This window comes from Pseudoalteromonas sp. NZS100_1 (assembly GCF_015864285.1).
Taxonomy (GTDB): domain Bacteria; phylum Pseudomonadota; class Gammaproteobacteria; order Enterobacterales; family Alteromonadaceae; genus Pseudoalteromonas; species Pseudoalteromonas arctica.
Genome location: NZ_JADYXN010000005.1, coordinates 71,835 through 85,987, shown reverse-complemented (window position 1 = coordinate 85,987; position 14,153 = coordinate 71,835). Strand labels below are relative to the sequence as shown.

General features: G+C 40.5%; 11 protein-coding genes. 4 read left to right on the top strand and 7 right to left on the bottom strand.

What is annotated here, in order from left to right; all coding sequences use genetic code 11:
* Positions 1-73: 73 nt before the first annotated feature.
* A complete protein-coding gene (locus tag I6F66_RS05125) occupies positions 74-646 on the bottom strand; it encodes a hypothetical protein (RefSeq protein WP_010555231.1) in 573 nt (190 codons plus the stop codon).
* A gap of 192 nt (positions 647-838) precedes the next feature.
* Here I6F66_RS05125 and arfB point away from each other — a divergent pair, with 192 nt between their 5' ends.
* Entirely contained in the window at positions 839-1,252 is a 414-nt protein-coding gene (gene arfB / locus I6F66_RS05120; RefSeq protein ID WP_007583522.1) for an alternative ribosome rescue aminoacyl-tRNA hydrolase ArfB, read from the top strand.
* 129 nt (positions 1,253-1,381) lie between these two features.
* Here the strand turns inward: arfB and eat are convergent, their stop codons facing one another.
* From eat to I6F66_RS05105, 3 genes are read right to left on the bottom strand one after another with little or no spacing between them, the layout of a single operon-like run.
* Positions 1,382-2,788, bottom strand: coding sequence for an ethanolamine permease (gene eat / locus I6F66_RS05115; RefSeq protein ID WP_197208864.1), 1,407 nt, complete (start codon positions 2,786-2,788; stop codon positions 1,382-1,384).
* A gap of 58 nt (positions 2,789-2,846) precedes the next feature.
* Entirely contained in the window at positions 2,847-3,734 is an 888-nt protein-coding gene (gene eutC / locus I6F66_RS05110) for an ethanolamine ammonia-lyase subunit EutC (RefSeq protein WP_197141686.1), read from the bottom strand.
* Positions 3,731-5,137 (bottom strand): ethanolamine ammonia-lyase subunit EutB, encoded by a 1,407-nt coding sequence (locus tag I6F66_RS05105; protein ID WP_024594012.1) that lies wholly within the window; start codon positions 5,135-5,137, stop codon positions 3,731-3,733. Before I6F66_RS05105 ends, eutC begins: the two co-directional genes overlap by 4 nt.
* A 220-nt stretch (positions 5,138-5,357) precedes the next feature.
* On the opposite strand from I6F66_RS05105, the gene I6F66_RS05100 reads away from it, so the two are divergent.
* Positions 5,358-6,338, top strand: a complete 981-nt coding sequence (locus I6F66_RS05100; protein ID WP_165741312.1) for a helix-turn-helix domain-containing protein — start codon at positions 5,358-5,360, stop codon at positions 6,336-6,338.
* 604 nt (positions 6,339-6,942) lie between these two features.
* On the opposite strand, the gene arfA is transcribed toward I6F66_RS05100, so the two are convergent.
* The 3 genes from arfA to I6F66_RS05085 form a co-directional block, all read right to left on the bottom strand.
* Positions 6,943-7,143 (bottom strand): ribosome alternative rescue factor ArfA, encoded by a 201-nt coding sequence (gene arfA, locus I6F66_RS05095; protein ID WP_002963106.1) that lies wholly within the window; start codon positions 7,141-7,143, stop codon positions 6,943-6,945.
* 205 nt (positions 7,144-7,348) lie between these two features.
* Positions 7,349-9,889, bottom strand: coding sequence for a TonB-dependent siderophore receptor (locus tag I6F66_RS05090; RefSeq protein WP_197208863.1), 2,541 nt, complete (start codon positions 9,887-9,889; stop codon positions 7,349-7,351).
* A gap of 253 nt (positions 9,890-10,142) precedes the next feature.
* Positions 10,143-11,096 (bottom strand): sensor histidine kinase, encoded by a 954-nt coding sequence (locus tag I6F66_RS05085; RefSeq protein WP_007583514.1) that lies wholly within the window; start codon positions 11,094-11,096, stop codon positions 10,143-10,145.
* A 200-nt stretch (positions 11,097-11,296) separates the two neighbouring features.
* Here I6F66_RS05085 and I6F66_RS05080 point away from each other — a divergent pair, with 200 nt between their 5' ends.
* Both I6F66_RS05080 and hemH read left to right on the top strand, forming a co-directional pair.
* Positions 11,297-12,625: an HD domain-containing phosphohydrolase gene (locus tag I6F66_RS05080; protein ID WP_165735969.1), complete on the top strand. Its 1,329-nt coding sequence runs from the start codon at positions 11,297-11,299 to the stop codon at positions 12,623-12,625.
* A 74-nt stretch (positions 12,626-12,699) separates the two neighbouring features.
* Entirely contained in the window at positions 12,700-13,719 is a 1,020-nt protein-coding gene (gene hemH, locus I6F66_RS05075; protein WP_197208862.1) for a ferrochelatase, read from the top strand.
* Positions 13,720-14,153: the final 434 nt, after the last annotated feature.

Below are 14,153 nucleotides of genomic sequence, written 5' to 3'. Positions count from 1 at the left end.
ATTTATCTAAGTCATATAAAAATTAGGCATTAAAAAAGGCGGCAAAAGCCACCTTCTTATAAAACAATAAAACTTATAGAAGTGCAAAAAGCTTTTGTAGTTGTGGCATGTATTCGCTGACAAGTTCAAGGTTGCTTTCGCTTACTAAAGACTCTGTAGACTCCTCAGCTGCGCTTGACGATTTACCAAACGAACCCATTAACGAACTAGCGCCTTTATCTTTAGCACTTTTCATGCTTTGAAAACCGCCCATTACTTTATTCGCTGTTTCTTGATTATCAGCAGATAAACCCGATTTAAGGTTTTCGATATAAGCCATTGATACTTCAGAACCTACAGTTACTAGTTGCTCTGGTGTAAAGCCGTAGCGGCCTGTAACACCCGCGAAGCTTTTGTATAGGTCTTGCTCTTTAATCATGCTTAGTGCGCTATTAGCTAGAGAGCTTTGTTCGTCAACACTTTGATCTGCAGAACCACCTAGCATACTTGCTAAGTCTAAGTCTTTTAAAGACTCTTGGCTGCTTGCCCAGCTCGTTACAGCTGGCAGTGCTTTCATATAGCTTTGAAGTTGACCTTCGTTAATATCTACTGCAAGGCTTGAGAAACTCATTGCTAATAAGCTAAGTGATACAAGTATTTTTTTCATTGAGCATTTCCTAGTATTAAAGTTGTGCCAATTAGAAACTAATAAGCAACACTTGCCAACACAAAATAATATATTGGCTGATTTTATAGTACAATTTATGAGAATTTATTTAAGTTCTAAGAATTTAGTTCATTCACCACAAGCTAATGTACTGATGATATAATACATTTTTGACAAATAGAGCTGAACACAATGTTAACAATTTCAAATACTGTCACTATCGATGAATGGGAACTAGAGCTAACGGCTATTCGTTCGCAAGGTGCCGGTGGTCAAAATGTTAACAAAGTCGCAAGTGCAATTCATTTACGCTTTGATATTAACCGCTCTAAATTACCTGATTTTTATAAAGAGCGTTTGCTAGCCTTAAATGATACAAGAATTACCAAAGAAGGCGTTTTAATAATTAAAGCGCAAAGCCATCGTACTCAAGAGCTAAACCGAGAAGATGCCCTTAAGCGCTTAAAAGATTTAATACTTAGTGCTACCGTTGTTAATAAAGCGCGTCGTGCCACCAAGCCCAGCCGTAATTCACAGCGAAAGCGCATGGATAAAAAAACTAAACACGGGCAAAACAAAGCGCTACGCGGCAACATAAAGTTTTAGTTTTAAACGGTATTAATAAAGTATAGAAGGGACTTGATGCCTACATGCAGGCATCATTTTTACATCGTATTGTACGTATAAAAATATGAGTGAGGGGTAGCCTCACTTATATTTAATAACTATTAATACCTACTTAGCCATTTCTAAATCAGATTCTGCATTTGCCAACATTGCAAACTCTTCATCAGCGCTTTTAGCAACTAAGTGTTTTGAGCTATAGCCAAAGTAATATGCGGCGCCCACAATAAACAGCACCATAGTGTATAAAAATGCACGAGGGTCAAACGCATACACACCCGTTAATGCTATAAGCGAAAGTACTAAAGCAATACTTGACGTAACTACGCCACCTGGAGTTTTGTACGGGCGAGGTAAATCAGGTTGTTTAACGCGAAGTAAAATATGGCTCAGCGCCATTAATGCATACGAGAGCGTTGCACCTACTACTGCCATTGCAAGTATTAAGTCACCCTCACCACTGAGTGATACTAAAAAGCCAAATACTGCCGGTACAATCAACGCACGTGCTGGCACTTTGCGATTAGTCGTAATAGACAACGAACGTGGTAAATAACCGGCTCTAGATAAAGCAAACACTAAGCGACTATAACCATAAATAATAGAGAAAAACGAAGCAACTAAACCCGCAAGCCCTAATATATTTACAACGGTTGCTAAGCCCTCACTACCCGATGCATTTAATGCATCAACTAAAGGTACAGCACTTGCCCCCATTGCAGCAGCACCGCCAGCACCAGGTACTAAAACAACAACTAAAAAAGCAGTAAATAACAAAAAGATCATTGCACCAATTATGCCTTTCGGCACATCTTTAGTGGGATCTTTTGCTTCTTCAGCAGCAAGCGGTACACCTTCAACCGCTAAAAATAACCACATGGCAAACGGTAATGCAGCCCAAACCCCGTACCAACCTAAAGGTAAAAACTCACTGGCTCCCACTGCATCGGTTACGGGGACGTCAAATAAGCGCGATGCATCAAAATTTGTGATTAAAACAAAAGCCGTTGCAATAATAGCTAATACCGCTAAACCACTTATTACCATCATTACTTTAAGCGCTTCTCCTACGCCCGCTAAATGAATTCCCACAAATAGTAAGTAAAATAATGCATATACCCATGGGCCATTAAATCCGGTGAGGGCTTCAACTGCCGAGCCTATAAAAATAACAATAGCAGCGGGCGCTAAGGCGTATTCAATTAATACGGCAAGCCCGGTTAAATAGCCTCCCGCTGGCCCCATAGCTTGACGCGCAAAACTATAACCACCGCCTGCAGCAGGTATTGCAGCTGACATTTCAGCAAGCGATAGTACAAGCGCTAAATACATAACCGCCATTAATACTGCAGCAATGGCAAAACCACCCCAACCGGCTTCGGCGATACCAAAGTTCCAGCCTGCAAAGTCACCCGATATTACATACGACACACCCAAACCTGCGAGCAATAACCACCCCGCAGTACCCCGTTTTAACTGTCTTTTAGCAAGGTACTCTGTATTATTATTAGTAGACATAACCTTTCTCCGTTGATGTTTAGTTTTTATTTTTTATTTCATGTGTTTTTAATTAAAATTATTCAGCAATTAAAAAGTTAGTGGTTGAAACCTGATGCTCAATTACATCATCTTGTGTGCGGTCTTTTAAATTAACCCCAGTTAGTTTTAGTTTTTTAGCTTCACGTAATAAGTACAGTGCGCGTCTCGCCGCTTCTGTATAAGGTAGGCCTGCAGGGCGAATATTCGATATGCAATTACGACATGCATCGTTAAGTCCTGTTTTGGGCTCCCATGTTAAATACAAGCCAAGGCTATCTGGCGAACTAAGCCCTGGGCGCTCTCCTATTAACACCATAACCACCTGCGCATTTAGCAACTCACCTATATCGTCGCCAATCGCTACTCGCCCTTGCTCAACCAAAGTAATGGGAGCAATTTTAAATTGCTTGTCTGTTGTAAGGTGCGTTAATAGCTCTGTTATAAATGGGTATGCATTTTTTTGTACCGCCAACGACGAAAGTCCATCAACCACTACAATCGCTAAATCGTATTTAGCCTGCGCAGTGTGCTTTTGTTTATTCATATAGCTGAGAAGTACTTGCCTACCATTTTCATCAAGTTTGCGGCCTAAATCGGGTCGCTGAAGGTAAGTAACCCTGTCAACGGCTTGGCTGTGTAAATGCAGGGGAGGGGCAACCTCTTTTAGAGCATTAATACTGCCTAGTTGCTCAGTCATTTCGTTAATATCAAGCGGAAAACTCACCGCATCACGCGCTTGTGCATGAGATAGCTGAAAAGCCAGCATTTCTGAGGTTGGCAAACTTATACCAGCGCGACCAAGCCCAATACGGGCGTCGGTAAAACGCCGTAAATCACTCCAAGGGTTGTGCACTACATTACCGTTATTTTTATGCTCATTTACTGAGTTATCTAATGGAGTGGTCGGTTTTGAACGTGATTTCATGAGCCACCTCCAGCAATTGCACCCAGAGGTTTAGCAAAAGCGGGAGGCAAGGTATCTGAAAGTGTGATGTCGGTAGTGCTTTGCATAATTTTCATTTTGCTTAGCCATGCTTCAAACTCAGGGGCGGGTCTAGAGCCAAGAACTCGACGCACATATAATGCATCATGAAACGACGTAGTTTGGTAATTAAGCATAATATCGTCAGAGCCAGGTATTCCCATTACAAACGAGCAACCTGCAACACCTAACAGCGTTAGCAAATTATCCATATCGTTTTGATCGGCCTCTGCATGATTGGTGTAACACACGTCGCACCCCATCGGTATGCCTAGTAACTTAGCGCAAAAGTGATCCTCAAGTCCTGCTCGGGTAATTTCTTTACCATCAAACAAATATTCAGGGCCAATAAACCCCACCACGGTATTAACCAGTAACGGATCAAACTTACGAGCAACTGCATAAGCGCGAGCTTCACACGTTTGCTGATCAAGCCCATGATGCGCATTTGCTGAAAGCGAACTGCCTTGCCCAGTTTCAAAATACATCACATTATTGCCAACAGTGCCGCGCTTTAAACTCAAAGCGGCATCTTGCGCTTCAGCTAAAGTATTTAAATTAAAACCAAAACTTGAGTTAGTAGCCTCCGTGCCGCCAATCGACTGAAATACCAAATCAACCGGTGCGCCAGCTTCTATACATTCAATAGTGTTAGTAACATGTGTAAGCACACAGCTTTGCGTCGGTATGGCGTATTTTTGAATAACATCATCCATTAATGTCATTAATTTAATGGCCTGGGCAACGTTGTCGGTTGCTGGGTTTATACCTATTACGGCATCGCCATTACCGTATAGCAGCCCATCAAGCATGCATGCAGCAATACCGTTAATATCGTCAGTTGGATGATTGGGTTGTAAACGTGTAGATAAATGCCCAGGGAGGCCAATAGTGTTTCTAAAAGCACTTGTAACATGGCACTTTTTAGCAATTAATATGAGATCTTGATTGCGCATTATTTTGCTAACTGCAGCAGCCATTTCAGGCGTAATTCCTTGCCTTATACTTGCAAGTACAGCGGGTGTTGCAAAGTCGCTTAAAAGCCAATTACGAAAATCGCCTACAGTTAAATGTGCAATAGCCATAAAGGCATTGGCATCGTGCTCGTCAATAATTAAGCGTGTAATTTCGTCATCTTCGTAGGGAATAAGTACCTCATTTAAAAATGTTTTAAGAGGTACATCGGCCAATGTCATTTGAGCCACAGCACGTTCTTGTGCTGATTGTGCAATGACGCCCGCTAAGCGATCACCCGAACGCTGTGGCGTTGCTTTAGCCATTAACTGGGCTAAGTTCTTGAATTTATAAGTGTGTGTACCTAAAGTGTAACTGTACGCTTGCCCCATGATTTACTCCACATAACTAACATGATAAACCTTGGTATAGGTTTTGCTGCATCTTTAGCTATAAATCAATTTTCAATAGTTACAAGACAGCTTATTTTGTACCAAGTAACTATCGAATTTCGGCAAAAGATTATTTATTAATCCAATTCAATTGGTTACATACGCAAAGCGGTGTTAACTTAACCATAATAAAAGTGTAACGAAAAAGAGCATCCCCTATATGGCGCAGCAAAGTAGCTACAACGCACCACTAAAGAGCAAGGTGCAAACACACGATATAGACGAGCAAGCGCATAGCCTTACTCAATGGCAGCAAAAATACGATCAAATGAGCGATGGCAGCTTTTATGGTTTTATTGAAGAAACAGATTACGTCAATATTCATGTGTTTAAAGAATACACCGAGCGAGCGCTTCGTCAGCAATGTAACATCGCCCCCAATTCGGTTTGGCTTGGCATTCCTTGTCAGTCGCAGCAAAGTAAGATTAATGGTCTAAGTGTGGCAAGTAATCAATTTATGTGCCGCACAAGTGATAATGACTTTGAGCTGATAACCCCTGAGCAATTTAATATTTATGGTTTGGTAATCGATTGGAATTCAATTGAATATATGGCGCAGCTACAAGGCGTAACATTGAAAAACCTATCATCTGCACAATCAGCTCGCTTATCGGTAAGCAACTCATCATTGCAAACGGCAAGGCAAATAATTAATAGCATGGTTGTAGGCAAGGGCTTTGGACTTAAAACCGAATCACAGCAAGATATGCTAAACATGTTGGCACTACACTTATTACAAGCAGATAATCCACAACAAAATATTGCGCCAAGTTATAAACATCGAAAAGCCGTAGTAGATAAAGTAAAAGATTACGTGGCCACAAATCCACAAAACCCAATAACCATAACTGAGCTGTGCGAGCTTGCCTTTGTAAGTAGGCGCACACTTCAGTATAGTTTTGAGAGTGTTTTAGGAATTAACCCTTTGCGGTTTTTACGTTTAACACGTTTAAATAATGTAAGGCGGGAACTAAAAAAACCAAACCAAGATAAGCCAATTTCAGTAATAGCAGCCAATTGGGGATTTTGGCATGCGGGACAATTTGCTAAAGATTACACGCAACTATTTGGTGAAAACCCATCACAAACAGTTAAAAATTCAGCACAGCAGTTTAAACCACCGTGCTCTACAAACTTGTAGGTGCGAATTTACTTCGCGCTCATGTAACGTGGCTTTAATGCTCTAAAAGTGAAAGCGAGGTATAAAACCTCACCTACATCGTGCAAACACTAAACCCGTAGGCGCGAATTTATTTCGCGCTTATGTAATTTAGCTTTAATACTTTAAAAGTGAAAGCGAGGTATAAAACCTCACCTACATCTTGCAAACACCAAACCCGTAGGTGCGAATTTATTTCGCGCTTTAGTAACATGGCTTGAATGCTCTAAAAGTAAGGTATAAAACCTCACCTACACCGTGCAAATACCAAACCCGTAGGTGCGAATTTATTTCGCGCTAATGTAACGTGGCTTAAATGCTCTAAAAGTGAAAGCGAAGTATAAAACCTCACCTACATCAACACTNAAACCCGTAGGTGCGAATTTATTTCGCGCTCATGTAACATGGCTTTAATGCTCTAAAAGTGAAAGCGAGGTATAAAACCTCACCTACATCTTGCAAACACCAAACCCGTAGGTGCGAATTTATTTCGCGCTCATGTAACATGGCTTGTATGCTTTAAAAGTAAAAGCGAGGTATAAAACCTCGCTTACTATATTCAAAAGCCCTATTTGATCGGTGCTATTTAAGCCGCGATTAAATAGGACTCTTGTCCTGAATGCTTGTTGTTGCGTTTAAACGAGCCTTTGCCTTTTTTAGCTTTAACCACTTGTGGTTTAAATAATTTAGAGGTGACCATCGCCGCTAGTGCATTGTGGTTTATAACGCCTCGTCCTGTGTCTACCGCGCTGGTGTTTGCGGTTTTTGCTTTAGATTTTTTAGTCATATATTTCCTATCAGCCAATGGTTATTTTAAGTTAAATAATAAAAAGGCTTTTATATTAGCCTATTTAAGAGATGGCGATTGTAGGCTTAATTGTCAACCGCGCAAGTATTTTTAATGCCCAACAGGTACTTTTTTAGTAATAAAAAAGTATAAAAAAAGCGCAGTTAATAACTGCGCTTAATATTACTTTAGTTTGCTTTATAAATTAAAAACTAAAGCTTACTTTTGCATAGTACGTTCTGCCGTCAAAGCCGTAAGGTAATGCACGTACTGGGTATTTAAATGCGCCGTTGGTGATAAAGTTAAGTACTTCGTCGTCGCCTAGCTCGTCTGGCGTTTCGTCAAATACGTTATCGGCACCCACTGAAAGCGCAAACATGTCGTTAATTTGGTAGCTAACATTTAAATCAACTAACACAGCAGACTCAACCGTACTTGTTGGTTTAAACGATCCTGTTGGCGAAAGCTCACCTGGTAATGAAATATGGTCATTACCAAAGTATTTTACATCTGTTTCGCCAAAGTAGTTAAAGCGAATGGTTGATGTGTAGGCATCGCGTTCGTAGTCAAACGTAAGCGTTGCACGTTCACTAGGTTGTCCGTCGGTAAAAAAGCTACGTTGTAAATCATCAAAAGCAACCGCTTCAGGAATACCGTCTTCAGCATTTACGCCGTCAATTTTAGTATCGTTTAGGTTACCTGCAAAGGTTACTCCTAAATTGCCACCTTCAACTTCTGTACGGTACGATGCAATAATATCAACGCCTTGCGTAGTAGAATCAACCGAGTTTGAGAAGTAGTTAGCTTGCACAGCTCCAGTTGCTTGTAGCGCTGCAACTGCTTCTGAGCTAAACGATACGTCGTCAGCGGTAAGTAAGCTGCCAAGCGTAATACGGTCTTCAATTTCTACACGGTAAAAATCAACCGTTAACGAAAGCTCGCTTGTTACATCGTAAACAAAACCTGCACTGTAGTTTGTTGAAGTTTCAAGCTCTAAGCTATCTACGCCTAACGCACTTGGGAAAGCGGTCCCTGTGTTTGCAGTGAACGATTGCGTTAATGTGCCGTCTGAGCCTAAGTTAGTTGTAAAGGCTGTATAACCACTTTGTTGAAGTGATGGTGCTCTAAAACCAGTAGATACCGCACCACGTACAGCAAAATCATCTGAAAATTCATAACGTGTTGCTAATTTACCAATTAAATCATCCCCAGCATCTGAGAAATCTTCATAACGTAGCGCACCACTGACGTTCCATGCATCGGTGATCATAGTTTCTACGTCTACATAAACTGCGTAGCTGTTACGGTCGCTGTCGTTAGCTGCTTCAGGGCGTAGGCCGTTATAAGCCTGAAAACCACACTGTGCAAATTGGTCTGGATCGTTTACTGATGGGTACGAGGTATCCATATTTGCTAGTCCACAGGCGTATGATGCTTCATCGCCAGGTACTATTTCGTAGTTTTCTTTACGATATTCAGCGCCTACTGTTACATATAAAGGTTCACCACGGCCAATATCTACAATACCGTTTACATCAAGGTTAAGCGTTGTTTGATCAAATCTAAAACCACCTGAGTAACCGCCACTAGGGCCTGAGTTTGCTGCAATATCGGCATCGCTTGCACTTGGGTTGTTAAATAAATACTCAGCCGCGTAAGAAGCGTTTAATGTATTGCGTGATGTAAAGTCGTATTGATTTTCACCATAAACAGCCGATACATCGTAATTCCAATCTGTGTTTATATCGCCTTTAAAACCAAGCGCGACTGAAATATCTTGTGCTTCGTTATATATGCGCGGTAAAAAACCATCGCTATATACTTGGGTTACGTTTTTAGACGCTTCGTTAAAATTACGGTAAAAACCATTACCCAGCGCCGTGCGCTCTGAGTAGCCACCAAACGAGTAAAGCTCGCCGTCGCCCATTGGTAATGCCATGTTGTAAAATAACGACGTAAATTCACTTTCTGAGTTACCTTGGCCCCAGCGTACGTCTTCACTTAACGTACCTGGTTCAACATTAAGCGACCCCCCCGTATCACGCTCGGCGCGGTTAGTGCCATCGGCATCACGGTACTCAAGCGATAGGTTAATAAAGCCGCCTTCGTTGCCTAATTCAAAACCACGGTTTAAACCTGCTGAAATAGTGTCGCCGTCACCTTCACTTGTGCCGCCGTATTGTATAAAACCCGTTGTAATACCGGTTGAGTTATTAAGAGATAAGTTAATTACGCCTGCAATAGCATCAGAGCCATATTGCGCCGCTGCGCCATCGCGTAATACTTCAACGCCTTTAAGGGCCGTTAGCGGAATCGCATTCATATCAGTACCCGCAGCGCCTGCGCCTACTGTACCGTTAAGGCCAAAAATTGATTGGTTATGACGACGTTTACCATTTACTAATATAAGAGTTTGATCTGGCTGTAGGCCACGAAGTGTTGCGGGTCTAAATAAATCAGAACCGTCAGATACTTGTGTACGCGAAAAGTTAAATGAAGGCGCTGTCGCTTGAAGGCTTTGGCCAAGCTCGGTAAAGCCACCTTTGGTTAAATCATCTGCGTCAATTAAATCAATAGGAGAAGAAGACTCTGTAGAAGTACGGTTAGATACACGCGATCCTAATACAGATATTTGCTCAATGTTTTTAGCAGCTTGCACTGGTGCTTCTTCTGCGTTAACAATGCTTGGTGCGCTAAACGCGAAAGCAACGGCTACAGCAAGTGTGTTTAAACGGTATGTTGGCATAGTGACGACCCTGTTTTTTTGTGTTCTTATAATATGTGTGTGGTTATGGTGCTCATAACCTGTTGCAAACATCCTAGCAACATATGCAAACAAAAAGAAATGAAAAAAACTAAATATTTGGTCTAAGTATGCAAATAAATTTCAAGATAAGAAAAAACTACCTTTAATCGATTAAAATACACGCTACAAGGGCATTAAACTTCAAAAAAAGATCTATTAACTTTTTATTTACATTGTGGTTTTGTTCGTTAGTTTACGCTTTTAAAGGTAATAGGCAGCGGATGGTCGTACCTGTCCCTAATGTGCTGTTAACTTCTATTTTTCCGCCATGATCGCTCACCATAGCGTATACAAGTGTCATACCCATACCGGTACCTTCACCAACTTCTTTTGTTGTATAAAAAGGGTCAAACATATGCGCTATTGTGTCTTCACTCATTCCACAGCCATTATCTTTTACCTCAATACAGATATTTGTGTTTAGTTCAAAAATATTGACCTCAATAATGCAGCCTTTTTCTAAATCAAGCTCGCATGCTTGCCAAGCATTCATTAAGAGATTTACAAAAATTTGATTAATTGATGATAAATTGCACCAAATAAGTGGTAGTGGTTCAAACCGCGTTTTTATCTCGCATAGTTTGAGTTTGTTACTTAATAACCTTAAAGCATTATTAGCACCCGTTGTTACATCGGTTAGTTGCTTATCTTGCGAGGAGGAGGGGTGGGCAAAGTTTAATAAGTCATGCACAATTTGTTTTATTCGTTTGAGTCCTTCAACGCTGTCGTTAACTTGTCCCTGCAAATTGTTATAAAGCCACGCATACGGATACTGTAAGTTGAGTATGTCGATTTCGTGTTTAAAACGGCTCTCTTTAATTTCGTTGTTTAAGTATTGCTCGTTAAGCTTTAGCAACGTGATGAGCAAAGGAGTAGAATTTTGTAAGCTTTCTATATTACTCATTGCATAGGCAAGCGGGGTATTTATTTCATGGGCTACGCCTGCACAAAGCGTTCCTAAGGTTGCCATTTTTTCGGTTTGCACAAACAGCATTTGCTGGTGTTCTAAATCGGCTACTTTTTTTTGTAATTCATTATTTATGGCAACTAAAACGGTGCTTTTATCTTTGAGTAATTGTTCTGCGGCCAAGCGCAGCTTTTGTTCGTTTAAAAAAGCACGTTCAAAATTACCATCTGATCCATTCATTCCTTTCATCCATATAGATAACTTTATACTTAACGTTTAGTCGTCTACATGCAAATTTGCAACTTTAGTGTGAGCATTTATCTACTTATAGATAATAACCACATTAGGTGACTCCTACTCTATATAAAAGGTAAGCATAAACAGGTCACGGATGTTTTTTTAAGCTATTATTTAGCCAGAAGTAATTTAAAGGCGGCGCAATGACTCAAGCAACACCAAACACACCAATGAATCAGGTTGATGTACTTTGTATTGATGATGACGAAATAGTACTACGTACGTTAACACGACTACTTGAAGTAAATGGCTTAACGGTTATTGTTTGCGATAATCCGCAAAACGCATTAACACTTTTTAAAAATCATGAATTTGGTTTAATTATTAGCGACATGCGGATGCCAGTAATGAACGGTGCCGAGTTTTTAGAAAAAGCGCGTGCGCTGGCACCCGACACTCAACGCATTTTATTAACCGGTTACGCCGATATACAAACAACCCTAGCGGCTGTTAACCAAGGGCAAATAAATGGTTATATTCAAAAACCATGGCAAAACGACTTATTACTTCGAAGCATTAAAGATAGCCTAGAAAAATTTGCGCTAAAAAAGCAAAACAAAAAATTAGAAACACAAGTTAAGGCGCAAAACCAAGAACTACTTGAGCTAAACAACACGTTAGAGCAACGAGTAGAAAAACGTACCTTACAAATCAAACAAGTTTTAAAAAAGCTAGAAGACGCCAACGAGCGCGAAAAACAAGAGCACAAATCAACCGTTGAGCTGCTATATAATTTTGTTAACGCAAACCCTTACCTTGATGGCAACAAAGCACAAAATATTGCAAATACCTGCACACAAATAGCGCTTTACTTAAATCTGTCGCAAAAAAGCATCGATCTTGCCCCAATGGCGGGTTATTTAGCACAAATAGGTTTGCTTGCTATGGACCCTGAACTTTATAAAAAACCGCTAAATCGGCTAAATGAGCAACAACGTAAGACCTTTTATACTCATCCAAGTACTGCACAATTAATGCTAATGCCAGCAATACACTTACACGATTTATCGGATGCTATTTATTATCAGTTTGAACGTTTTAACGGAAATGGAATGCCCAAAGGCCTTGCTGGAAACGACATACCGATAGGGGCTATGGTATTAGGGTTAGCGCGCGATTACTGGGACGCGTTTGAGCAGAGCAATGCAAGCGATGAAAAGCAGCGCCACGAGGACGCACTCGAAAGTGTAAAACTTTATAGTGGTTCGTTTTACCACCCTAAAATAGTTCGTGCGCTTGAAGCAAGCCATGCAAAACTACACGAACAAAAAAGTTCAGCAGGATCAGTACTAATTTGTAATGCCCATGAGCTTAAAGATCAAATGATACTCGGCCATGCTCTGCACAGCCATTCGGGTATAATGTTGCTGCCTAAAGGTCATGTATTTAGCCGCAAATCAATAGAAAAACTGCAGCAACTAGAATCTAAAAAACCAGCCCCATTTAGAATTATGGTTAAAACTGCTAAATGATTGATCTAAACGGCAGTTTTTTTCGTTACAATGTGCATAAAATACATTATTGAATTTGCTTGAAGGAGCACTCTGTGTCGCGATTTTCTGCGGTTACTGACAATCCCCATGATGGGCGTTTTAACCAAAAAACGGGAATACTGCTTACTAACTTAGGTAGCCCTGATGCACCAACAGCTGCTGCGCTTCGTATATACTTACGTGAGTTTTTATCAGATCCACGCATTGTAGAAATACCACGCCTAGTATGGATGATAATTTTACATGGCATTATTTTGCGTGTGCGCCCTAAGCGTTCGGCTAAATTATACGAAAGTATATGGACCGAAAATGGCTCGCCGCTTACTCACATCACTCGACAACAAAGCGTAAAGCTAAATACCTTATTAAAAGAGCAAGGTTATACCAATACCGAAGTGGTAATGGCAATGCGCTATGGTAATCCCTCAATAGAGGCCGGCCTTGAGGAGCTTCGTGATAAAGGCTTAACGCGTATTATTATATTGCCAATGTATCCGCAATATTCTAGCCCAACCACGGGTTCAACGTTCGATGCTGTATCAAGCGTACTGCGTAAATGGCGCTGGGTGCCAGAGCTGCATTTTATTAATGGCTATCATAAAAACACCCGTTATATTGAGTCACTTGCTAATAGTATTAGTGAGGATTTAGAAGCGAATGGTATGCCACAAAAAATTGTTTTTTCGTATCACGGTATGCCAAAACTATTTTTAGAGCGCGGCGATCCGTACCACTGCCTATGTTTACAAACCACGCGTTTAGTTGTCGAAAAACTAGGCCTTGATAAAAACAAAGTAATTAGTACTTTTCAAAGTCGATTTGGTAAAGCCGAGTGGTTAAAGCCATATACCGATGCAACCCTTGAAGCCCTGCCTGATGAGGGTATTACCGATGTAGCTATTATCAGCCCTGCTTTTAGCGCCGACTGCCTAGAAACACTTGAAGAGCTAGAAGGCGAAAATCGTGAAATATTCGAAAACGCAGGCGGCAAAAAATACCGTTACATAGCGGCACTAAACGACAGAGACGACCACATAGAAGCTGTGTTTGATGTTATAAAACCGATGTTGTAAATCTGATTATAAAAGCACATAGCTATAAATAGTTCGCATTAAGCGGTGTTAAAATTAACACCGCTTTTTTGTTTTAAGGGCTTTTAAAATATTTAGTTAATTAATTCACAAAGAGGTTAAGAGGCGCTGCGCTTTTAGAGTAGTGATAAAACATAAAAATACTGTTTTTGGCTTTCTCATTTACTCCTCTTTTACTTCTCATTGTGCAAATAAAAGCTTTTAAAGGGCGAATTAATTCACAAAGAGCTTAAGAGACGCTGCGCTTTTTAAAGTAGTGATAAAACATAAAATACTGGTTTTTGTTTTCGGCTTTCTCATTCACTCCTCTTTTACTTCTCATTGTGCAAATAAAAGCTTTTAAATGGCTAATTAATTTACAAAGAGCTTAAGAGGCGCTGCGCTTTTTAAAGTAGTGATAAAACATAAAATACTGG